Here is a 23782-nt window from a genome sequence, read left to right as displayed (position 1 = left end):
TCCCACTCGATCGTAGCCGGCGGCTTGCTCGACACATCGTATGTGACTCGGTTGATGCCGCGCACCTCGTTGATGATCCGTGACGAGACCTTTTTCAGCAGCGCATAAGGCAACTCGACCCAATCCGCCGTCATGAAATCCGTGGTCTGCACGGCGCGCAGGGCCACCACATAATCGTAAGTCCGTCCATCTCCCATGACGCCGACCGACTTCACCGGCAGGAACACGGTGAACGCCTGGGACGTCAGATCGTACCAGGACTTGCCGGACTCAGGATCGATGGTATTGCGCAGTTCCGCGATGAAAATGTCATCGGCCTGGCGCAGCAGGTCGGCGTATTCGCGCTTGACCTCACCCAGGATCCGTACGCCCAGGCCAGGGCCGGGGAACGGATGGCGGAACACCATTTCAGGCGGCAGCCCCAGGGCCAGGCCCAGGTGGCGGACCTCGTCCTTGAACAGCTCGCGCAAAGGCTCCAGCAGCTTCAGGCTCAGGGTCTCGGGCAGACCGCCGACATTGTGGTGCGACTTGATGGCGATGGCCTTGCCAGTCTTGGAGGCTGCGGATTCGATCACGTCGGGGTAGATCGTGCCCTGGGCCAGCCAGCGCGCGGATTTCAGCTTGGCCGATTCCGCCTGGAACACCTCGACGAACTCGCGGCCAATGATCTTGCGCTTGGCCTCGGGGTCGGCAACGCCGTCCAGCTTGCCCATGAACTGTTCGCTGGCATCCACATGAATGACGCGAATTCCCAGGTGGCGGGACATGGTGTCCATGACCTGCTTGGCCTCATTCAGGCGCAGCAGGCCGTGATCGACGAACACGCAGGTCAGCTGGTCGCCGATGGCCTTGTGGATCAGCGCCGCAGCGACAGAGGAATCCACCCCGCCGGACAGGCCCAGGATCACCTCGTCATCGCCGACCTGCTCGCGAATGCGGGCGACGGCCTCGGCCACGTAGTCGGGCATGTTCCAGTCCCGCGCGCAGCCGCAGATCTCGGTGACGAAACGCTCCAGGATAGCCTGCCCCTGAACGGTATGAGTGACCTCGGGATGGAACTGGACGGCGTAGAAGCCGCGTTCCTCGTCGGCCATGCCGGCGATCTCGCACGAGGGCGTGGAGGCCATGCGTTTGAAGCCTGGGGGCAGCGCCGTGACGCGGTCACCGTGGCTCATCCAGACTTTCAGCATGCCGTGGCCTTCGGCGGTCTCGAAGTCCTGCAATCCGGTCAGCAGGCGGGTATGGCCGTGGGCGCGGACCTCGGCGTAGCCGAATTCACGATGATCGGAAAACTCGACCTGACCGCCCAGTTGCAGGGCCATGGACTGCATGCCGTAGCAGATGCCCAGCACCGGCACGCCGGCCTTGAAGACGGCGGCGGGGACTTTCAGGGATTCCTCGGCGTAGGCCGAGGCGTGGCTGCCGGACAGGATGATGCCTTTGAGTCCTGGCTGGCTCTGCTGATCGCGGATGAAGTCGTCACCCACATCTCCGGAGTGGATTTCGCAATAGACACCGGTGTCGCGGACGCGTCGGGCGATGAGCTGGGTCACCTGGGAGCCATAGTCCAGGATGAGGATGCGCTGGTGCATGATGGGTGATACGGGAGGGCTGTTCAAGGCGTTAATGTAACCCAGGATGCTCGTCCAGACATTCTGGTTCGATCCGGGCAAGCCGGTTACAGTAGAAGGCTCAAGGAGATCACTGTCCATGGCATCCCGCTCTTCTCGCATTCCCCTGCCCCTGGCGGGTTTGCTGGCCCTGGCCGTCGCCATGGGCATCGGTCGTTTCGCGTTCACACCCATCCTGCCGATGATGCAGGCGGACCTGGGGTTGAGCCTGGCCCAGGGCAGCTGGCTGGCCAGCGCGAACTATCTGGGTTATCTGCTGGGCGCGCTGCTGGTCACACACATGAGCTGGCCACCCGCCGCACTGCTGCGACGCGGTCTGTGGATGGTGGTGCTGATGACGGCGGCGATGGGGCTGGACGGTCACTGGATGGGCTGGCTGGGCTGGCGGCTGCTGGCCGGCGTGGCCAGCGCCTGGGTGCTGATCGGCACGTCCGCCCTGTGCATCGCGCGGCTGAATGCCACGGGCCAGACTGAGCGCAGCGGTATCGTATTCGCGGGGGTGGGCTGCGGCATCATGTTTGCCGGACTGGCCTGCATGGGCCTCACCCTGGCGGGAACGACGGCCTCGCACGCCTGGCTCTGGCTGGCATTGGCGGCGCTGGGCGGTCTGATGGGGGCGTCGATGCTGTGGCGAACGTCCGAGGTCGCGCCGGTCGCCACGACCTCGGACGCAGCCTCGGTCAAAGACGCTGGCGCACCGAACAACAGCCCGGCGTCCCACGCAGCGACCGCTGACCGGCACAGTCCCGGCGAGTCTCCCCTGCCCGCCCAGGCCGCATCGGCGCCCACGCTGCATTGGGGCCTGATCCTGTGCTATGGGGTCTATGGTTTCGGTTATATCCTGCCGGCCACTTTTCTGCCTGCGCAAGCCCGTTTGCTGGTGCCCGATCCCTGGCTGTTCAGCCTGGCCTGGCCGGTCTTCGGACTGGCGGGCGCGGTCTCCACGATAATGGCCAGCCGCCTGGCGCGCTGCTACACCCGCCCGCAGATCTGGGCGGGGGCTCAGGTCGTCATGGCTGCGGGGGTGCTGCTGCCGGTCCTCTGGCATGCGCTGCCGGCGATTCTGCTGGCCGCCTGTTGCGTGGGCAGCACCTTCATGGTGATCACCATGGTCGGCCTGCAGGAGGCTCAGGCGGCCGTCGGCCAGGACGGCGCCAAGCGTCAGATGGCGGCCATGACGGCGTCGTTCGCGCTGGGCCAGTTGATCGGTCCGATTTTCTTCAGCCTGACGCACGCGTGGTTCGGCGCGCCGCTGGAATTCGCCCTGGTGCTGGGCGCCTTGGGGCTGCTGGCGGGCACCATCCCCATTCTGCGGCTGCGCTATCCGGCCTTGGAAAGCCCGTCGCAGGCACCGCGGTGACGCCCCCGGATTTCCGCGCTCAAGCCGTCAGACGCTGATAGACCAGGGTGGCGAAGATCGCCGCGCCCTGCGCCAGCAAGGCGTCATCGAAATCGAATTCGGGGTGGTGGCAGGTCCGGCCGTCGTGTCCCAGGAAAAAATAGGCGCCGGGACAGTGATCCAGCAGGTAGGCAAAATCCTCGGACGCCATCAGCGGCGTCACGGGATCGACGATCCGCTCGGCGCCCAGCACGGCGGCGGCGGCGCGTTTGACATGCGCCACTGGATCGGCCTCATTGATGGTGGGCGGCGAACTGAGCAGATGACGGAATTCGATGGCGCAGCCATAACCGCGCGCCGCGCCGTCGCACAGATCGCGCAGGCGCGTCAGCACACGGGCCTGCGCTTCGCGCGACAGTGTGCGCACGGTGCCGCGCAGCACGGCATGATCGGCAATGACGTTGATCGCACTGCCCGCCTGGAACTGGCACACGCTGAGCACGGCGGTGTCAAAGGGGCTGACGTTGCGGCTGACGATGGACTGCAGGGACTGCACCAGCGCCGCGCCCACCACGATGGGATCATCGGCCTGGTGCGGCATGGCGGCATGCCCCCCGACGCCCTGAATATGAATCTCGAACAGGTCACACGCCGACAGGATGGCCCCAGTGCGCACACCGATCTGCCCCGGGCCGATGCAATTGTTGTTGTGCAGGCCGTAGACCTCGTCGCAGGGAAAATCGCGGAACAGCCCCGCCTCGGTCAGAGCCTGGGCGCCTGTCAGGGGTTCTTCGGCGGGCTGGAAAATAAAGACGACCCGGCCGGCAAAGTCAGGCTGCGCCGCCAGATGGCAGGCGGCCCCCAGCAGGATGGCTGTGTGGCCGTCGTGGCCGCAGGCGTGCGCGACGCCGCCATGGACTGACCGGTGGTCGTGCGCGCCCGCGTCCTGCATGGGCAGCGCATCCATGTCGGCGCGCAGACCCAGGGTCGGTCCCGCGCCCAGGCGTCCGTCCAGCACCCCGATCACGCCGGTGGTGCCGCCGTAGCCTTCGTGCACGGCAAGGCCCCAGGAACGCAGCAACTCGGCGACACGGGCCGCCGTGCGGTGTTCCTGGTGGCCCAGTTCGGGATGTTGATGAAAATCCCGGCGCCAGGCCTGCATGGCCTGCGCCAGGTCGTCGCTGATCCGCACCCGCTCAGTCCGCCCGGTAGTTGGGGGCTTCTTTGGTGATCTGCACGTCGTGAACGTGAGATTCACGCACGCCGGCAGCAGTGATTTCGACGAATTCGGCCCGTTCGTGCAGGTCGGCGATCGTGGCGCAGCCGCAGTAGCCCATCGAGGCCCGGATACCGCCAACCAGCTGATAGATGATGGCGATGACGCTGCCTTTGTAAGGCACGCGCGCCTCGATGCCCTCGGGCACCAGCTTGTCGACATTGTTGTTGGGATCCTGGAAATAGCGGTCGGCGGAGCCTTCCGCCATGGCGCCCAGGCTGCCCATGCCGCGATAGGATTTGTAGGAACGGCCCTGGAACAGGACGACCTCGCCGGGGGCTTCTTCGGTGCCGGCGAACATGCCGCCCATCATGCAGGTCGACGCGCCCGCAGCCAGGGCTTTGGAGACGTCGCCGGAATAGCGGATGCCGCCGTCGGCGATCAGCGGCACGCCGGTGCCTTCGAGCGCCTGGCCGACATCGGCAATCGCGGTGATCTGCGGCACGCCCACGCCGGCCACGATGCGGGTGGTGCAGATGGAGCCGGGACCGATGCCGACCTTGACTGCGTCGGCGCCGGCCTCGACCAGCGCGCGCGCGGCGGCGGCAGTGGCGATGTTGCCGCCGATGACCTGGATATTGGGGTAGTGTTTTTTGACCCAGCGGACGCGATCGATCACGCCGGAGGAATGACCATGCGCCGTATCGACGACGATGACGTCCACGCCGGCGGCGGCGAGTTTTTCGACACGTTCGTCCGTGCCCTCGCCCACGCCGACGGCGGCGCCGACGCGCAGCTGGCCTTGGGCATCCTTGCTGGCCAGGGGATGCTCGGTGTTCTTGACGATGTCCTTGACGGTCGCCAGGCCGCGCAGCTGGAATTTGTCGTTGACGATCAGCACGCGCTCCAGACGATGGCGGTGCATCAGGGTCTGGGCTTCTTCGAGGGTGGCACCCTCGGTCAGAGTGACCAGGCGCTCTTGAGGCGTCATGATTTCGCGCAGGGATACGTCCAGGCGATCTTCGAAACGCAGGTCGCGGTTGGTAACGATGCCCACCAGCTTGCCGCCCTCGACGACGGGCAGGCCGGAGATGCCGTGCTGGCGTTGCAGGGCAATGGCGTCGCGCACCTTCATCGTGGGGGTGACGGTGACCGGATCGATCACGATGCCGAATTCGTGGCGTTTGACACGCGCGACTTCGCGCGCCTGTTCGTCGGCGCTGAGGTTCTTGTGGACGATGCCGATGCCGCCTTCCTGGGCCATGGCGATGGCCAGGCGCGACTCGGTCACGGTGTCCATGGCGGCGGACACGAGGGGGATGTTGAGTTGGATGCCCCGGGTCAGTTGTGTGGTCAGACGCGTGTCGCGCGGCAGAACCTGGGAATAAGCCGGGACCAGGAGGACGTCGTCAAAGGTCAGGGCTTTCTTGATCAGACGCATGAATGAACTCCGCACAAAGATCGATTATAACGTCTCCGCGAAGGGCCGCGCCTGCCCGGCGCCCGGATTCTCCACGCTCGGATTCTCCACCTCGCACCCTGCAGGGTGCTCGGATTCGATAGGTACAGAACAGTCCATTGGGACTGTTCTGTGTCCTATCTCATCCAAACCCTTGCGTTGCGGAACAGGCGGATCCAGGGGGTGTAGCCGCCGTGCGGGGTGGCGTCTCCGCCCTGATCCAGGGGGCCCCAGCGCTCGGGGCGCCAGGACATCATGACGTTGCGCGTGACGCGTTCGGGATGCGGCATCATGGCGGTGAAGCGGCCATCCGGGGTGGTGACGGCGGTCAGGCCGGCGGGACTGCCGTTGGGATTGGCGGGATAGGCCTGCGTGCGCGCGCCCCGATGGTCGATGAAGGCCATGGCCTCGACCACCCGGGTGGCATCGCCTTGACGGCTGAAATCGGCAAACCCCTCGCCATGCGCCACGGCGATGGGCACGCGTGCGCCCCGCATGCCGGTCAGGAAAATCGAGGGGGAATCCAGGACCTCGACCAGCGACAGGCGTGATTCGTATTTCTCGGAGACGTTGCGCGTGAACCGAGGCCAGGCATCCGCGCCGGGGATGAAGTCGGCCAATGCCGCCATCATCTGGCAACCGTTGCACACGCCCAGGGCGAAACTGTCCGGGCGGGCGAAGAAAGCGCCGAACTGATCGGCCAGCGCGGCATTGAAGCGGATGGTGCGCGCCCAGCCCTCGCCTGCGCCCAGCACGTCGCCATAGCTGAAGCCGCCCACGGCCACCAGACCGTTCATGCCCTCCAGACGCACACGGCCGGACAGCAGATCGGTCATGTGCACATCCACTGCCTCGAAACCAGCCACATCGAAGGCCCAGGCCATCTCGACCTGGCTGTTGCAGCCCTGCTCGCGCAGAATGGCCATGCGCGGCCGCGCGCCCGTCGCGATGAAGGGGGCCGCCACATCGTCCTGCGGATCGAAATCCACCTGCGGTGACAACCCTGGATCCTCGGTATCCAGCCAGGTGTCGTATTCGGCCTGGGCGCAATCGGGGTGATCTCGTCGCGCCATGATGCGCCGGCTGGTCTCGCTCCAGGTCTGTCCGAGTTCGGCCAGGGGACGCTGATAGATGATGGCCCCGTCGCGGAACACCTGAAATTCTCCACGCGCATTGGGCATGCCCACTACATGCGCGCAATGCGACAGGCCCGCCTGGCGCAGGTGACGCAGCACATCGTCGCGATGCGCGCGCGGCACTTGCAGCACCCAGCCGGCCTCCTCGTTGAACAGGGCCGACAGATTGCGCTCGTGATGCTGAACGGCCACCTGGTCGGCACGAATCTTGTAGTCACCCGCATCGGCCGTGTGCGGATCGATGGTCAGCATATCCAGATTCAGGGATACGCCCTGGCGTCCGGCAAAGGCCATTTCGGCCGCCGCCGCCAGCAGGCCGCCGTCGGAACGGTCATGGCAGGCCAGAACCCAGCCCTGAGCCGCCAGCTCACGCAGCGTCAGGAACGCGGCGCGCAGCAGCGCCGCATCGTGCAGGTCGGGGGTTTCGGCGTCCATGCCGCCGTAGGTGTGGGCCAGCACCGATCCGCCCAGGCGCTGGCGCCCTTCGCCCAGATCGATCAGCAACAGCACGGACCCGTCCGTCCCGTTACGCAGCTGCGGCGTCAGGGTCGCGCGCGCATCGGCCACCGGCGCAAAGGCCGTGACCACCAGCGACACCGGGGACACCACCTGATGATCGCCCGCCTCGTCGCGCCAGGCGGTGCGCATGGACAGGGAATCCTTGCCCACCGGAATCGACAGCCCCAGGCTCTGGCACCAGTCGCTGACGGCGGACACGGTATCGTACAAGGCGGCATCCTGGCCCGGTGCTCCGCAGGCCGCCATCCAGTTGGCGGAAAGCTTGATGTCTTCGAGACGGGCGACGCCGGCCGAGGCAAGATTCGTCAGCGCCTCGGTCACGGCCATGCGGCCGGACGCGGCCGGATCGAGGATCGCGATCGGGCTGCGTTCGCCCAGGGCCATCGCCTCGCCAGCCACGCCCTCATAATCGCGCAGGGTGACGGCGCAATCGGCCACCGGAACCTGCCAGGGCCCCACCATCTGGTCGCGGGCCGTCAGGCCTCCCACGGTGCGGTCGCCGATGGTGATCAGAAAGGATTTGTTGGCGACCGTGGGATGGCGCAAGACGCGCTCGATGGCCTCGGACAGGTCGATGCCACTGAGATCCAGCGCATCCCCGGCCACGGCGACGCGATCCGCGTTGCGTTCCATGCGCGGCGGCTTGCCCAGGATCACATCCACCGGCACGTCCACCGGCCGCAGGCCGTTGGCCGCCACCTCGCCCGCCGGTCGGTCCTGGCCGGCCAGCCCCTCGCCCAGCGTCACGCGCAGACGGCGCGCCTCGGTTGCGACGCCGACCACCGCGTAAGGGCAGCGCTCACGGTCGGCGATCCGGGCGAAACGCGCCAGATCGTCCGGCTGAATGGCCAGCACATAGCGTTCCTGGGATTCGTTGCTCCAGATTTCGGCGGGCGACAGGCCGGACTCCTCGAGCGGCACGCGTCGCAATTCGAATTCCGCGCCCCGTCCGGCATCATTGACCAGTTCCGGAAAGGCATTGGACAGGCCGCCCGCGCCGACGTCGTGAATCGCCAGGATGGGATTGGATTCGCCCTGTTGCCAGCACCGGTCGATGACCTCCTGGGCGCGGCGCTGCATTTCCGGATTGCCGCGCTGCACGGAATCGAAGTCGAGTTCGGCCTGATTGGTGCCCGCCCCCATGCTGGATGCCGCGCCGCCGCCCATGCCGATGCGCATGCCCGGGCCGCCCAGTTGCACCAGCAGCGCCCCCGGAGGCAGCGGGTCCTTGTGCGTCAGTCGCGCATCGATCTGGCCCAGGCCGCCCGCCAGCATGATGGGCTTGTGATACCCCCAGCGCGTGCCATCGGCGGCCTGCTCGAAGCTGCGGAAATAGCCGAGCAGGTTCGGCCGGCCGAATTCATTGTTGAACGCGGCGCCACCGATGGGCCCCTCGATCATGATGTCCAGGGGCGTGGCGATGCGATCGGGGGCGCCGCCCTCGTCTTCCCAGGGCTCGACGGCGTCGTCCACGCGCAGATTCGACACCGTGAACCCCGTCAGACCGGCCTTGGGCCTGGAACCGCGCCCGGTCGCGCCTTCGTCGCGGATCTCGCCCCCCGCACCGGTCGCCGCGCCCGGGAAAGGCGCGATCGCCGTCGGGTGATTGTGGGTCTCGACCTTCATCAGGGTGTGGGCCACGGCGTCATGACGCCGATAGACGGCATCGCCGCCCTCGCCCGCATGAAAGAGCCGCGCCGGCCCGCCCGCCATGATGGCGGCATTGTCCGAATAGGCAACGACCGTGCCCTCGGGCTGGGCGGCATGCGTGGCGCGGATCATGTCGAACAGCGTCCGCGGCTGCGCCTGACCATCCACCGTCCAGCGGGCATTGAAGATCTTGTGCCGGCAGTGTTCGCTGTTGGCCTGGGCGAACATCATCAGTTCCACATCGGTGGGATCGCGCGCCAGATCACCGTAGGCGCGCAGCAGGTAGTCGATCTCATCGTCCGACAGCGCCAGGCCCAGACGCGCGTTGCAGGTCTCCAGCGCGGCGCGGCCTTCGGCCAGCACCGGGATGGCCTGGACGGGGCGGCCCTCCAGGGCCGTGAACAACGCCTGCCCGTCGAAATCGTCGGCCACCACGGTCTCGGTCATGCGGTCATGCACGCAGGCGGCCACAGCGGCCAGCTGATCCGCATCCAGCGCGCGGGCGCCCAGCAGGCGACGCTCCGGCACGACGGTGTAGCGCACACCGCGTTCGATGCGGCGCACCTGGGGCAGGCCGCAATGCCGGGCAATATCGGTCGCCTTGCTGGCCCAGGGGGAGACCGTCCCCAGGCGCGGAATCACCAGGAAACGCGCGGCATGCCGTCCAGCGTCGGTGTCCTCGCAGGCGCGGCCATCATCCAGCAGCGCTTGCAGCCGGGCCTGGCCTGGTTCATCCAGCGTGCCATCGAGCCCGACGAAATAGCAGGCTTGCGCATGCACATCGGCCACCGGCAGATCCCGGGCGGCCAGCGCGCCCAACAGGCGCTCCCGGCGGAAGTCGGACAGAACGGATGAACCGGGGATGATCAGTACGGTAGTCACGGAGGCACAGCTCGAAGGCATGGAAAACCATCTATTTTAGCTGCCTTCACGTCGCGGGATCATCCTCAGGCGTCCGGGTAACGGATCTCCAGGATATCGAGTTCCTCGATCCCGGAAGGCGTGCGCAACGTCAGGGTGTCGCCCTCCCGCGCCTTGATCAGCGCCCGGGCCACGGGCGACACCCAGCTGATCCGGCCGGCCAGGGGTTCGGCCTCATCCACGCCGACGATGGTGACGGTGAAGGTCTCGCCCCGGCTGTCGCAATACTGCACGGTCGCCCCGAAGAACACCTGATCGCGATTGGGCTGCCGGGCCGGGTCGACGACCTCGGCAGTCTCCAGGCGGCGGGTCAGGTAGCGGATGCGCCGGTCGATTTCCCGCAGCCGCTTCTTGCCGTACAGGTAGTCGCCGTTCTCCGATCGATCCCCATTGGACGCCGCCCACGACACGACAGACACCACCTCGGGACGCTCGACATTCATCAGATGCATCAGTTCATCGTTCAGCGCCCGATAACCGGTCACGGTCATGTAGTTCTTGGTCCCGGCGGGCAAGGCCGGGGATCCGGGCAGGTCGTCGTCCTCGTCGTTGTCCGACTCTTTGACAAAGGCCTTGTTCATGGCGTTGCGACTCCTCGATCCGTATGCACGGATCCTAAACCCAATCCCGCCAGACAGGCATCAGATCGTCGGGCAGCTGCGGCACCCTGCCCAGTTCCGTGCGGGGAATATGGGGGGCATGAAAATCCGAGCCACGCGAAGCCTCGAACCCGTAGGCCCGCGCCACGCGGGCATAGCGGTCGCACTGGGCGGGCGTATGACCGCTGGAGACGACCTCCAGGCCTTCTCCGCCCTGCGCCTTGAACGCGTCGAACAGTGCGTCGAACTGCTGCGGCGTGTAACGATAGCGGCCGGGATGCGCGATCACCGCCTTGCCGCCGGCAGCATGGATCCAGGCCACCGCCGACGCCAGATCGGGCCAGCGCATCGGTACGAAAGCGCGCTTGCCCTCGCCCAGATAGCGGTCGAAGGCCTGTTGCAGGGATTTGCAATGTCCCTGCTCCAGCAGATGACGGGCGAAATGCACCCGGCCGATCAGTTGCGGATTGTCCACGTGCCGCAGGGCGCCCTCATAAGCACCGGCAATACCGCAGTCCTGCAGCCGGGCGGCGATGCCTCGGGCGCGCTCGAAACGGATCTGCCGGATGCCGGCCAGCCCCGTCTGCAGGTCGGGTTGCTCTGGATGGATGTTCAGGCCCAGCACGTGAACCGTCTGTTCACAGAACGTGACGGAAATCTCGACCCCGGGGATGAAACCCAGGCCCAGCTCACGCGCGGCCGCCGCCGCCTCGGCCAGCCCGGACGTCTCGTCGTGATCGCTCAGGGACCACCAGTCCACCCCCTGGGCATGCGCGCGGGCCGCCACCTGCGCCGGCGGCAGGACGCCGTCGGAGCGGGAGGAATGGCTGTGCAGGTCTACATTCAGCGACATGAAGTGAAAGACAGGGACGCAAAGGCACGAAGGCGCGACGCGGAAGTCAGAGAATGGCCCAACCGCTCAGGGAGTCAGCAGAAAATCGCGCACGGCGGCGATCTGATCGTCGGACCGCAGTGTGGGCGCATGCCCGACCCCGTCGAATTCGACCAGCCGGGCCTGCGCATTGCGCTCGACCATCTGCTGCGCGGTGGTCTGCCTCAGGATGTCGGACTGCGCGCCGCGCAGAATCAGGGACGGCACGGGCAGATGATCCCAGGCCTGCCACAACAACGCCTCGGCGGCCGTCGTGGCCTCGGGCGTCTGCAGGGCGAAAGGCTGCGCCAGGCGCAGGTCGTAGTGCTTGACCCATTGACCCTCCTGCTCGCGGAACACGAACCGGGTCAGCGCGTTCCAGCCGGCGGCGTCGTGCGGTCCGAAGCCGGCGGACACCGTCCGGACATAATCCACCGCCTGTTCGTAGCGGTCGAACCGCAGATCCTGGCCGACGTACTCGCCGATCCGCGCCAGGCCGTCGACATCCAGCGCGGGGCCGATGTCGTTGAATACCATGCGGCCCAGCGGCACATCGGCCGCCGCATCCAGCCCCCACGGCCCGCGAGAAGGCCGCAACGCGGGCGACACCGCCGCCATGCCCGCCAGCCCGAGTCCGATCAGCCCGCCCATGGACGTACCGACCCAGTCCAGCCGCGCAGGCCGGAGCCGGGCGACCAGCGTCACCAGATCGGCCACGTATTGGGGAATCACATAGCCGGACGGATCGATCAGCCAATCCGAGCGGCCCCGGCCGACGATATCCGGGCAGACCACACGATATTCACGGTTCAGCGCGCGCGCCAGCGGATCGAAATCCCGTCCCGTGCGGGTCAGGCCATGCACGCAGACCAGAACCCGGTCATTGTCCGGATCGCCCCATTCCCAGTACGCCATGCGGTGCAGGCCGGCCAGACTGGCGCAGGCGACGAAATCCAGGCGCGGCTCATCGGCCGGTTGGAACTGAACGGCAGTGGAAACGGAAGACATGAAGTCACCTCGTGTCGGGGACAGACACGTGTATTGTAATCGCGCCTTCCCCGTGGATCAGACGTGCAGCGCCCGCCCCAGCGCCCGCAACGCGGCTTCCTGAATGGCTTCGCCCTGGGTGGGATGGGCATGGATCGTATGGCCCACGTCCTCGAGCCGCGCGCCCATCTCGATGGACTGGCCAAAGGCGGCGGCGAATTCCGACACGCCCCGCCCCACGGCCTGCCAGCCCAGGATCAGGTGATTGTCGCGCCGCGCCACGACCCGCACGAACCCATCGGTCGATTCCAGCGTCATCGCCCGGCCATTGGCGGCCAGCGGAAAGGACGCGTCGATGGCATCGATGCCGGCGTCCGCCGCCTGCTGCGGCGACAGCCCCGTCGTGACGACTTCCGGATCGGTGAAGCACACGGCCGGGATCGCCATCGGCGTGAAATGCCGCGTATGGCCGGCGATCTGTTCGGCCACGCATTCGCCCTGCGCCATCGCGCGGTGCGCCAGCATGGGCTCGCCCGTCAGGTCGCCGATGGCCCAGACGCCGGTCATGGAGGTACGGCAACGATCGTCCACGCGCACCGCCAGGCCGTCCATGTCGAGCATCAGGGAACTGAGGCCATACCCCCGGCTGCGGGGCTTGCGGCCGACGGCCACCAGCACCTGCTGCGCGGGCAGGACATCCTCGGTCTTGCCCGACTGGACCCGCAGGCCCTTGCCGTTTTCGGCCAGTCCTAGGACCTGAGTCTGCAAGTGCAGGCCGATGCCCAGGGATTTCAGCGCCGCATGCACCGGCTTGACCAGATCGGCGTCGTACACTGGCAGGATGCGGTCCTGGGCTTCGATCACGTCGACCTTGACGCCGAGCTTGCGGTAGACGGTGCCCAGTTCCAGACCGATATAACCCGCGCCGACGATGGCCAGGGATTTTGGCAGTTTTTTGGGCGACAGGGCCTCGGTCGAGGAAATCACCGGATCACCGAAAGGCATGAAGGGCAGCGCCGCCGGCTCGGACCCCGTGGCCAGCAGCAGGTGCTCGCAGCGGATGCGCTGAGGCGCGCCGGCCTTGCCCTTGACGACAGGATCGACGTCCACGGTCTTGCCGTCGACGATGCGCGCCCAGCCCTGGACGACCGTGACCTTGTGCTTTTTCAGCAGCGCGCCGACGCCGGCGGTCAGCTTTTTGACGATGCCGTCCTTCCAGGCGATGCTGCGCGCCAGATCGAGTTCGGGCGCCTGAGCGTGGATGCCCAGCGGCGAGTCGCCGGCATAGCCTTGCAGCGCATGGAACTGCTCGGCCACGTGGATCAGCGCCTTGGACGGAATGCAGCCGATGTTCAGGCAGGTGCCGCCCAGGGCATCGCCTTCGACCAGCACGGTGGGAATGCCCAGCTGGCCGGCACGGATGGCCGCCACGTAGCCGCCGGGGCCGCCGCCGATGATGAGCAAAGTGGTATGGGTGGGATTGGACATGCTGCTTACTCCACGAACAAGAGCGCCGGGCACTCCAGGTAACGCCGGATGCACTGGATGAACTCGGCGGCATGCATGCCGTCGACCACGCGATGATCGAATGACGAGGACAGGTTCATGAGCTTGCGCGCCACGACCCGGCCTTCCTGGAAGACCGGCCGTTCGACCACGCGGTTGACGCCGACGATGGCGACCTCCGGATGATTGATCACCGGCGTGGAGACGATGCCTCCGAGCGCCCCCAGGCTGGTCAGGGTGATGGTCGAGCCGCTCAGCTCGTCGCGCGCGGCCTTGCCCTGGCGGGCAGCCTCGGCCAGGCGCGCGACTTCCGCCGCGCACGACCAGAGATCGAGCGTCTCGGCATGGCGCAGCACCGGCACCATCAGCCCCGACGGCGTCTGCGCCGCCACGCCCAGATGCACAGCCCCGTATTGGGTCACCACGCCCGCCTCGTCGTCGAAACGGGCATTGATCTGCGGGAATTCGCGCAAGGCGAGCACCATGGCACGGGCCAGGAAAGGCAGCATGGTCAGCTTGCCCCGCTCGGTGCTGTGCTGGACGTTCAGGCGCGCGCGCAGCGATTCGAGCTCCGTCACGTCGATTTCTTCGACATAGGTGAAGTGCGGAATGCGGCGCTTGGATTCCTGCATTTTCTGGGCGATCTTGCGCCGCAGGCCGATGACAGGAATCTCGGTTTCCTCGTCGCGGGCGGCATAGAGCGTCCCGGTGGTGCGATGCGAAGTCGCATTGCGGTCGCGCGCCAGCCAGGCGTCCAGGTCGCCGTGCGTGATCCGGCCGATGGGGCCGGTGCCCGGCACATATTGCAGGGTGATGCCCAGGTCCCAGGCCCGGCGGCGCACGGCCGGTGAGGCCAGCGGGCGCTGTCCTTCGGGACGCGACGGCGCATGCGAGGCGGCATGCGGCGCCAGCACGGCCCGCGCGGGCGTCGGCGCAGCGGCCACAGGCGCGGGCCCGGACGGAGCCGTCTCGCGCATGTCAGGCTCAGGTCCGGAAACAGGCGCCGATGACGGCGCGGCGGACGCGGCGGCAGGCGCCGGCGTCTCGGCGCGGGTTGTCGTCCCGATCGCACCTTCGTTGCCCTCGCCTTCGACTTCCAGCCGGATGAGTTCCGTCCCCACGGCCATGACGTCGCCGACCTTGCCCCCCAGCGACATGACGCGGCCGTGGACCGGCGACGGCACCTGGACGGTGGCCTTGTCGGTCATGACATCGGCCAGCACCTGATCCTCGACGACGGCATCGCCCGCCTGGACGTGCCATTCCACCAGTTCGACTTCCGCGATGCCTTCGCCGATGTCCGGCATCTTGATGATATGAATACCCATTATGCCTCCCGAAACACGCGCTTGAACGCCTCCGCGACCCGTTTGGGGCCGGGGAAATAAGCCCATTCATGCGAATGGGGATACGGCGTGTCCCACCCCGTGATGCGTTCCACGGGGGCCTCGAGATGATAGAAACAATGTTCCTGAACCAGGGCGCAGAGTTCGGCGCCGAACCCGCTGGACCGGGTCGCCTCGTGCAACACCACGCAGCGGCCGGTCTTGCGCACCGAGGCCAGGATCGCATCCATGTCCAGCGGCCAGAGGCTGCGCAGATCGAGGATGTCGGCCTCGACGCCGGCCTCGCGGGCGGCGACCTCCGCCACATACACCATGGTGCCGTAGGTCAGCACGGTCAGGTCCCGGCCTTCGCGATAGAGCTTGGCGGTATCCAGCGGCACGGTGTAGTAGCCCTCGGGCACATTGCCCAGCGGGTGCTTGGACCAGGGCACGACAGGCTGATCGTGGTGACCGTCGAAAGGTCCGTTGTACAGGCGTTTGGGTTCCAGAAAGATGACAGGATCGTCATTTTCGATGGCGCTGATCAACAGCCCCTTGGCATCATACGGATTGGACGGCATGATGGTGCGCAGGCCGGCGACGTGCGTGAACAGGGCCTCGGGGCTCTGGCTGTGGGTCTGGCCGCCGAAAATTCCGCCGCCGCAGGGCATGCGGATCGTCAGCGGCGCGGTATAGCCGCCTGCCGACCGGTAGCGCAGACGCGCGGCTTCGGAAAAGATCTGGTCGGCGGCCGGATAGAAATAATCCGCGAACTGGATCTCGATCACCGGCCTCAGGCCATAGGCGCCCATGCCGATGGCCGCCGCGACGATGCCGCTCTCGGAGATCGGCGCATCGAACACGCGCGAGCTGCCGTATTTGGCCTGCAGGCCCTCTGTGCAGCGGAACACGCCGCCGAAATAGCCGACGTCCTCGCCAAAGATGACGATGTCATCGTCCCGTTCCAGCATCACATCCATGGCCGAGCGCAGGGCCTGAATCATCGTCATGGGACGAGTCTTGTTTTTTTCTTGTGCCATGCTCACACCCCCAGTTCCTGACGCTGCCGACGCAGATGCGTCGGCATGTCGTTGTAGACATCCTCGAACATGGTCGCCACGCTGCTGGTGCGCCCCGAGGCCAGGGTGCCGTGGGCCTCCGCTTTTTTCTGGGCAACGACGACCTCGGCCTCGCAGGTCTTCTGCAATTCCTGGTGTTCCTGCTCGGACCAGATGCCGCGTTGCAGCATGTATTGCTTCAGCCGTGCGATCGGATCGCCCAGCGGGAACCGCGACCAGTCGTCGGCCGGCCGGTATTTCGAAGGATCATCGGAGGTGGAGTGCGGCCCGCCCCGGTAGGTGACCCATTCGATCAGCGTGGCGCCGTGGTTGTTGCGCGCCCGCTCGGCGGCCCAGCGCGACACGGCGTGAACGGCCAGGAAATCATTGCCGTCCACCCTCAGCGAAGCCACATTCGAGCCGATGCCGCGCGCGGCCAGCGTGATGCCCTCGCCGCCCGCGACGGACTGGAACGTGGAGATCGCCCACTGATTGTTGATCACGTTGAGAATCACCGGCGCCCGGTAGACATGGGCGAACAGCAGCGCCGTCTGGTAATCGGACTCGGCCGTGGCGCCGTCCCCGATCCAGCCGCAGGCGATGCGGGTGTCGCCCTTGATGGCCGAGGCCATGGCCCAGCCCACCGCCTGGGGAATCTGCGTGCCCAGATTGCCCGACACGGTGAAAAAGCCTTTTTCCGGCACCGAATACAGCACCGGCAACTGACGGCCTTTGAGCGGGTCCTGATCATTGGAGAAGATCTGGCACATCATGTCGAACAGGGGGTAATCCTGGGCGATGAGCAGACCCTGCTGGCGATAGGACGGGAAATGCATGTCGCCTTCACGCAGCGCCAGAGACTGGCCGATGGCAATGGCCTCCTCGCCCAGGCATTGCATGTAGAACGAGGTCTTTTTCTGGCGCTGGGCGATGACCATGCGCGCGTCGAAGATGCGCGTCTTGACCATCGCGTGCAGGCCGCGGCGCAACAAGTCGTCGTCCGGGAGGTCTTCGGCCCAGGGGCCTTGCGCCTCGCCCTGGTCGTCGAGCACACGGATCAGCCCGATGGCCAGATCGCGGGTGTCGTAGGGCGTGATGTCGATGGGGGGTTTGCGTGCCGCACCAGCGGGCTGCAGGCGCAGGTAGCCAAAATCGGTGGCCTGGCCGGGACGTCCCGAGGGTTCGGGCACGTAGAACTTCAGAGGTGTCTGTGTCATGGTCGCAAAAATCTTTTGGATTTTTCACACGTCCGCATGAACCCTCCGGCAGCCGGAGGTTTTCGAAGGGACAACAGTCGTCTTGTGGACGGCTGCCGCATCATCGCCGATCACGCGCCGCCGCGCAAGACCGTAGAAACCACTACGGACGCCGCCCTTACCCCACACGACGGGACGACTCCAGGACACTGTACAACGACAGGCCGGTGCCGCGCGACCAGGCAATTACCCCGTATGACGCGTGCCCGGACGAATGGCCGATGGATTTTTACGGATCGTCCGACGCACGGATTGCGGCCAGCTTGGTGTACAAGGTGCTTCGGGAAATGCCCGGCATGCGAGCGGCCGCCGCCATGTCTTGGGCTGACAGCCGTATTTTTCGGCCAGATTTCCGTGCGCCTGATTGCCGCCACCAATAGGGATTTGCGGCAGAAGATCGTCGAGGGGCGCTTTCGCGAGGACCTCTACCACCGCCTCTGCGCGGTCAGTCTGCACCTGCCCGCGCTGCGCGACCGTCCGGGCGATATCGAGACGATCATTCAACATCTCAACGTCAAGACTGCTATGACAACCACGACCTGTACCTGAACTACTTGCGCGACGGTCCCGGCTTTGGCGATCCGATCGACCGCAAACCGGAGGCCATCGAAAACGATCTCAACCAGAAATTCCTGCCGCCCGAATATGCACAGAAAGTCTATGGCGCGGTTTTCACCCAGGACGCCAAGGGCATATTCAAGGGGGATGCGGTAAAGACCGAAGAGTGGGTGCAGCTCCCGGTGCCTGAACGGGCCGAATGAGGACCTGCCCTGGATCAGTCCGCCCGCCGTCCATGCCAATGGCGGCGGGATGACGCCAGGGCGCCAGACAACGAGAGTCCTGCCGCGCGCGACCGCGCCTCGATCCCGCCTTGCAGATCCGTGCGCCACAGGGTGGAACCCGCCGCGCGCCAGCGTTCCAGCACGGTGGTATCGGGGTGACGGTAGCGGTTCCAGGCTCCCGCCTGAAAAATCACGTGGTGCGCCGCCACGGCATTGACAAACCCCGTCGACGACGAGGTCCGCGACCCGTGATGCGCGGCCACGACCACATCCGCTGGCGTCAGGCCGCGTTCGACCAGCGCCGATTCAGCACGGGTTTCGATATCCCCCGTCAGCAGCAGGCTGTGGTGCGCGCCCCGCACCCGCAACACGCAGCTATTGGCATTGGCTTCCACACCGCGCCGGCGGGCGCGCACATCCAGCGGCCAGAGAAATTCGAATTCGACACCATCCATCCGCCAACGGTCGCCAAAACGGCAGGGACTGGCAGCCAGCGGCCGGAGCGTGACATCGGTCGCCAGCTTGCGGGCCTCGTTCCGCAGCCAGGATGTCAGATCAAAGGAACTGAAGCTTTGCGCCACCGGCACCGCCGCCAGCACGCTGCGCACGCCACCGGCATGATCCAGATCGGCATGAGAGACGACCAGCGCATCCAGGCGGCGCACGCCCAGCGCCTTGAAGGCCGGCACGACAGTGCGGGCGCCTTCGTCCGCGTCCCGTGCATGACGCGCGCCCGCGTCGAACAGCAGCGCATGCCGGGCGGTACGGACCAACAAAGCGCTGCCTTGCCCCACATCCAGCGCATGCAAGTCCCATTCCCCCTCAGCCGGGCGGACCGGCGGCCACAGCAGCATCGGCGCCAGTGCCAGCCAGGCCCAGGCGCGGCGGCAGCCAAGCCAGTCGCCCCAACGCCGCGCTGCCTCATGCCCGTCCCGCGTCCGGCCGGCCACGTCTGCCGGTCCGGCGCGACCGCCCGGCCACAGCGCCACGGCGACCCCGGCCAGCGCCAGCACATACAACCACGCCGGCCCGGCCGGCACCGGCCAGGCCGGCAAGGCGGCCAGCCATTCCGTCGGCCGCATCATCCCGGCCAATATTCCATGCGCCAGCCAGGCGATACCCGCCGCGAGGGAGGTCAGGCCCGGCACCAACGCCACCGCCGCCAGCAACAGCGACAGCGGCGTCACCAGCAGTTCGATGACCGGAATGGCATAGGCGTTGGCCAGCGGAGACACCAGCGACACTTCGTGAAAAGACCAGGCCAGCGGCGGCGCCAGCGCCCAGGTGACCGCCCATTGCAGACGCACCGCCAGTTTCAGGCCGCGCAGCCAGCGGTCACGCTGGCGCTTTGGCCAGGGCGCCTGCGCCGCGCGCGCGCCGACGGCCAGCAGCACAGCCACCGCCAGGAAAGAGAGCCAGAATCCGCCCGCCAGTACGGACCAGGGATCCATCAACACGACCGTAACGGCGGCCAACGCCAGGACGCGGGCGCCACTCAGGCGTAATTGCAGGGCCTGCGCGCCCGCCACGACAGCCAGCATCATGAAGGTGCGCTGCGCGGGCACACCCCAGCCGGCCAGCAGGCAATACAGCCAGGCGACCAGCAACGCCGCCACGGCGCCGGCCCGGCGTGCGGGCCAGCGTTCCGCCAGACATCGGCCGCGCCAACGCAGACGGCGCCACAGCGTCGACACGGCCAGCGCGCCGGCGCCGGCCAGCAAGGTAATGTGCGACCCGCTGATGGAGACCAGATGAGTGATTCCCGTACGGTTGAAGATATCCCAGTCGGCGGCGTCCACGCCGTTCTGGTCACCGATGGCCAGCGCCCTCAGCACCGGGCCGTAGCGCAGCGCCCGCACATGCGGTGCCATGGCCTCGCGCACCGCATGGCGCGCCCGGCCGGTCACGACAGACAGACTGGCCCAGTCCTCGTCTCTCAGCCATTCGGGGCGCCCCCGCACCGTGCCCTGTGCGCGGATGCCGGCGGCAAAGGCATGCGCCTCGCCATCGAAGGCGTGGAAGTTCTGCGCGGTCCGAACTGGCCGCAGCACCAGTGCCATGCGCCAGACCTGGCCAGGACGCACCACGGGCAAGGGATCGGCGGGCGGCCGCGCAGAAGCATAGGGGCCGCGCCAGCCAGAGGCGGACCAGCGTACCCGGATGCGCGGGGGCACGCCAGCGGGCCGGGAACCCAGCACTACCGCCTCGAAATCCAGACGGTCCGGGCGCAACCGGGGCAAGCTGTCGACGCGCAACGTCACCCGCGACACCCGGTCCACATTGCCCTCGGCCAGCGTCTGCCCCAGGCGCGCCTGGGCGCTCAGCGCCGTGAATGAAAACCCGGCCCAGGCGCCCAGCAAGCAAGCGACGAGCCCGCGCAACCGCGGGCGCAGCCGGCCAATGCGCCCGACCCGCCAAACGACCAGCCCCAACAGGCCAGAAAGCCACAACACGCCGGAAAGCCATGCCAACGCGCCATGATCCGGCAGGTCGGCCAACCGATGAGCGCCGAGCACCCCGCCCAGTCCCGCCGCCGCCACTGCACGCCCGAGCATGCCGGCCTCCGCAAATGAACACGGCTCTCAGCTTAGGGAAAAAAGAGATCGCCGGACCCCGGCATGCGTCTTTCGGTCCAGGCGGAAAACTACGCAGCGGCCCCCGCCGCCAGGGCTCGCGGCAACCGGGGCAGCACGCGAAAGGCGTTGGCGGCGCATTGTCTGGCCAGCAGCTCGACATCCATGCCACGCAATCCGGCCAGAACCCGGGCGATACCGGCGGTTTCTGCCGGCTCGTTGCGCACCGGTTGCGGCTGGCCATCGGGCCCCCGTCCCAACCAGGCAGGCGGGATATCAGGCGCATCGGTTTCCAGCACCAGTGACTCGACGGGCAAGCGGGTCGCCAGCCGACGGATCCGCAGTGCGCGCTCGAACGTCATGGCGCCGCCCAGCCCCAGCGCAAACCCCTGGGCGATGAACTGTTCCGCCTGCTGAAAGCTGCCGTTGAAGGCATGGGCGATGCCACCGATGCGCGGACAGCGGCGCAGATGCTTGAGCAGCGCGTCCTGGGAACGGCGCACGTGCAACAACACCGGCAGACCGTGGCGCCGCGCCAGATCCAGCTGGCGAACGTAGAATTTCTCCTGGCGGCCGCGGCCTTCCTGCGTGCTCACAGCCGGCACGAAAAAATCCAGCCCGATCTCGCCGATGGCGACCAGTTTGGGGTCGTCTTTCGCCGCCTCCAGCGCAGCGTCCAGCGCATCGAGGTCGGCCTCGCTGGATTGCGCGACGTACAGGGGATGGATGCCCAGGGCGTAACAGGCACCTTGCGTGGCATGCGCCAGATCGCGCACGACGGCAAAATGGGCGCGCATCACAGCCGGAATCACGATGCCACCGACACCCGCCTGGTGTGCGCGTTCGATCACAGCCGACCGGTCGGCGTCGAATTCCGAAGCATCCAGATGGCAGTGGGTGTCGATCAGCATGGGGAAGTGCGGCGCCGCCCTACTCGCCGCTTGCCGGCGGCGCGGATTCGTCAGGCATTGCCTCGGCGAGCCGCCCCGCCTGCATATGAAAGCGTCGATGTGCCAGCGCCGCCAGCGCCGGGTCATGGGTGACAATGACAAAGGCCGTCCCCAACGCCTGGTTGACGCGCACGAGCAACGAGAACATGGCATCGGCCGTGTGGCGGTCGAGATTTCCGGTCGGCTCATCGGCCAGCACGCAGGCCGGTTGCGTCACCAGCGCGCGCGCCAGGGCCACGCGCTGGCGCTCGCCGCCCGACAACTGACCGGGGAAATGCGTCGCCCGGGCCGACAGCCCGACCTGATCGAGCATCGCCGCCGCCTGCTCCCGGGCCTGCGCGCGCACGCAACGGCGCACGATCAGGGGCATGGCCACATTGTCCAGGGCGGAAAACTCCGGCAACAAATGATGGAACTGGTAGACAAAGCCCAGAGACTGGTTGCGCAACCAGCTGCGGCGACGCTCATCCAGCCCCGAAGCCGACTGACCGGCGATCCACAATCGCCCCTCGTCCGGTTCATCCAGCAGCCCGAGCACATGCAGCAACGTGCTCTTGCCCGACCCAGATGCGCCAACGACGGCCACCATTTCGTGCGCATGCACCGACAGGCTGACGTCCCGCAGGACTTCCACCCGACCGGCGTCCTCGTCATAGGTCCTGGCCAGGTGCTCGGCGCGCAGCACGGCATCGGGGGAGATGGAATCAATCATGACGCAGCACTCGGGCGGGTTGCAGACGGGACGCCCGCCAGCTGGGATACAGCGTGGCCAGCAGGGACAGGACCAGGGACGTCGCGCCGATCACGACAATGTCGCCCAATTCCGGATTGGAGGGCAGTTCACTGATGAAATAGATCTGCTGCGGCAGGAACTGGACGCCCAGCATGCGCTCGATCCAGGGAACGATGACATCCACGTTGTAAGCCACCAGCGTGCCCAGGGCAACGCCCGCCAGCGTACCCACCACGCCGATCAGCGCGCCTTGAATCAGAAAGATGCGCGCGATTTCGGCCGGCGTGGCGCCCAGGGTGCGCAGGATGGCGATGTCCGAGCGCTTGTCCTTGACCGCCATCACCAGCGAGGACAACAGATTGAAGGCCGCCACCGCGACGATCAGCGCCAGGATCAGAAACATCATGCGTTTTTCGGTCTTCACGGCGGCGAACCAGGTACGGTTGTTCTGGGTCCAGTCCATGGCCCGCACGCCCGGCGGCATCCGCGTCAGCAGCGACTGGGCCACCTGGGGCGCACGCTGCATGTCGGCGATGCGCAGGCGCACACCGCTCACGCCGCTGTCGCGAAACACCCGGGCGGCATCCTGCACATCGATGAACACCAGCGAGGCGTCGTACTCGTAATAGCCCGAGGAAAAGATGCCGGACACGGTGAACTGGCGCATACGCGGCGTGAAACCCGCCGGCGAAATCGAACCCTGCGGCGCCAGCAGCAGCGCCGTGTCGCCCACCACGAGTCCCAGGGACTGGGCAATCTGGCTGCCCACCACCATGTGAAAGGCGCCCGGCGTCAGACTGTCGAGCGTCCCCGAAGCCATCTGGCCGGCCAGGTCGGAGACTTCGGGCTCGATGGCGGGGTCGATGCCGCGCACCTGGATGCCGCTCAGGCCCTGGCCGCGCGCCAGCATGCCCTGAGCCGCGACGAATGGCGCGGCACCCCGGACCGCGTCATCCTGACGGGCGTCGTCCGCCAGCTCCCGCCAATGTTCGAGCACCTGCTCGTGGCCGGCACCCGGCACGTACAGCTCGATATGCGGCAAGACCGACAGCATACGGTCACGCACCTGGGTCTGAAAACCGTTCATCACCGACAGGACGATGATCAGGGCCGCCACGCCCAGCGCAATGCCCGCCATGGAACTGGCCGCCACGAAGGACACGAAACGGTCGCCCCGGCGTCCGCCCCGTCCTGCGCGGGCCAGACCCGCGTAGCGCGCTCCTATCCACCATTCATACGCCATGCGAATCGTCACCCTTGTCCGATTGATC

Annotated in this window: 17 protein-coding genes and 1 pseudogene; 3 read left to right on the top strand and 15 right to left on the bottom strand. The window is 66.9% G+C overall.

Going from position 1 to position 23782, the window contains the following annotated elements:
* The coding region (guaA, locus tag ACK5JE_RS11590) for a glutamine-hydrolyzing GMP synthase (RefSeq protein ID WP_416801863.1) at positions 1–1592 on the bottom strand (1592 nt) is incomplete at its 3' end.
* Positions 1593–1710: 118 nt separating this feature from the next.
* Here guaA and ACK5JE_RS11585 point away from each other — a divergent pair.
* Positions 1711–2991, top strand: coding sequence for a YbfB/YjiJ family MFS transporter (locus ACK5JE_RS11585; RefSeq protein ID WP_416801862.1), 1281 nt, complete (start codon positions 1711–1713; stop codon positions 2989–2991).
* A 19-nt stretch (positions 2992–3010) separates the two neighbouring features.
* On the opposite strand, the gene ACK5JE_RS11580 is transcribed toward ACK5JE_RS11585, so the two are convergent.
* The 10 genes from ACK5JE_RS11580 to ACK5JE_RS11535 form a co-directional block, all read right to left on the bottom strand.
* On the bottom strand, positions 3011–4162 hold the full coding sequence (locus tag ACK5JE_RS11580) for a M20 aminoacylase family protein (RefSeq protein WP_416801861.1): 1152 nt from the start codon (positions 4160–4162) through the stop codon (positions 3011–3013).
* Between the two features lie 4 nt (positions 4163–4166).
* A complete protein-coding gene (guaB, locus tag ACK5JE_RS11575) occupies positions 4167–5627 on the bottom strand; it encodes an IMP dehydrogenase (protein WP_416801860.1) in 1461 nt (486 codons plus the stop codon).
* A gap of 155 nt (positions 5628–5782) precedes the next feature.
* Positions 5783–9832, bottom strand: coding sequence for a phosphoribosylformylglycinamidine synthase (purL, locus tag ACK5JE_RS11570; protein WP_416801859.1), 4050 nt, complete (start codon positions 9830–9832; stop codon positions 5783–5785).
* Between the two features lie 65 nt (positions 9833–9897).
* Positions 9898–10452: a transcription elongation factor GreB gene (gene greB, locus ACK5JE_RS11565; protein ID WP_416801858.1), complete on the bottom strand. Its 555-nt coding sequence runs from the start codon at positions 10450–10452 to the stop codon at positions 9898–9900.
* A gap of 34 nt (positions 10453–10486) precedes the next feature.
* Complete coding sequence (locus ACK5JE_RS11560) at positions 10487–11317, bottom strand: PHP domain-containing protein (RefSeq protein ID WP_416801867.1); 831 nt, start codon at positions 11315–11317, stop codon at positions 10487–10489.
* Positions 11318–11389: 72 nt separating this feature from the next.
* Complete coding sequence (locus ACK5JE_RS11555; protein WP_416801857.1) at positions 11390–12349, bottom strand: alpha/beta fold hydrolase; 960 nt, start codon at positions 12347–12349, stop codon at positions 11390–11392.
* Between the two features lie 57 nt (positions 12350–12406).
* Entirely contained in the window at positions 12407–13816 is a 1410-nt protein-coding gene (gene lpdA, locus ACK5JE_RS11550) for a dihydrolipoyl dehydrogenase (protein WP_416801856.1), read from the bottom strand.
* A gap of 5 nt (positions 13817–13821) precedes the next feature.
* Positions 13822–15162: a dihydrolipoamide acetyltransferase family protein gene (locus ACK5JE_RS11545; protein WP_416801855.1), complete on the bottom strand. Its 1341-nt coding sequence runs from the start codon at positions 15160–15162 to the stop codon at positions 13822–13824.
* The gene (locus ACK5JE_RS11540) at positions 15162–16199 is read right to left on the bottom strand and encodes an alpha-ketoacid dehydrogenase subunit beta (protein ID WP_416801854.1); all 1038 of its coding nucleotides are present in this window, start codon (positions 16197–16199) and stop codon (positions 15162–15164) included. Before ACK5JE_RS11540 ends, ACK5JE_RS11545 begins: the two co-directional genes overlap by 1 nt.
* Positions 16200–16201: 2 nt before the next feature.
* On the bottom strand, positions 16202–17434 hold the full coding sequence (locus ACK5JE_RS11535) for a 3-methyl-2-oxobutanoate dehydrogenase (2-methylpropanoyl-transferring) subunit alpha (RefSeq protein WP_416801853.1): 1233 nt from the start codon (positions 17432–17434) through the stop codon (positions 16202–16204).
* 36 nt (positions 17435–17470) lie between these two features.
* Here ACK5JE_RS11535 and ACK5JE_RS11530 point away from each other — a divergent pair, with 36 nt between their 5' ends.
* Together ACK5JE_RS11530 and ACK5JE_RS11525 are read left to right on the top strand one after the other, a co-directional pair.
* A complete protein-coding gene (locus tag ACK5JE_RS11530; RefSeq protein ID WP_416801852.1) occupies positions 17471–18022 on the top strand; it encodes a sigma 54-interacting transcriptional regulator in 552 nt (183 codons plus the stop codon).
* A pseudogene (locus ACK5JE_RS11525) lies at positions 17989–18195 on the top strand (hypothetical protein); the annotation flags it as partial. The gene ACK5JE_RS11530 and the pseudogene ACK5JE_RS11525, both read left to right, overlap by 34 nt.
* A gap of 53 nt (positions 18196–18248) precedes the next feature.
* Here ACK5JE_RS11525 and ACK5JE_RS11520 read toward each other — a convergent pair.
* From ACK5JE_RS11520 to ACK5JE_RS11505, 4 genes are all read right to left on the bottom strand, one after another.
* A complete protein-coding gene (locus tag ACK5JE_RS11520) occupies positions 18249–20810 on the bottom strand; it encodes a ComEC/Rec2 family competence protein (protein ID WP_416801851.1) in 2562 nt (853 codons plus the stop codon).
* An 89-nt stretch (positions 20811–20899) separates the two neighbouring features.
* The gene (locus ACK5JE_RS11515) at positions 20900–21739 is read right to left on the bottom strand and encodes a TatD family hydrolase (RefSeq protein ID WP_416801850.1); all 840 of its coding nucleotides are present in this window, start codon (positions 21737–21739) and stop codon (positions 20900–20902) included.
* A 19-nt stretch (positions 21740–21758) separates the two neighbouring features.
* Positions 21759–22490, bottom strand: coding sequence for an ABC transporter ATP-binding protein (locus tag ACK5JE_RS11510; RefSeq protein WP_416801849.1), 732 nt, complete (start codon positions 22488–22490; stop codon positions 21759–21761).
* Positions 22483–23754: a lipoprotein-releasing ABC transporter permease subunit gene (locus tag ACK5JE_RS11505; protein ID WP_416801848.1), complete on the bottom strand. Its 1272-nt coding sequence runs from the start codon at positions 23752–23754 to the stop codon at positions 22483–22485. The genes ACK5JE_RS11510 and ACK5JE_RS11505 overlap by 8 nt, the downstream gene beginning before the upstream one ends.
* Positions 23755–23782: the final 28 nt, after the last annotated feature.

Source organism: Castellaniella sp. (assembly GCF_047971665.1).
Lineage (GTDB): Bacteria > Pseudomonadota > Gammaproteobacteria > Burkholderiales > Burkholderiaceae_B > Castellaniella.
The sequence above is the reverse complement of the archived record's forward strand: the minus strand, read 5'-3'. Positions and strand labels throughout refer to the sequence as shown.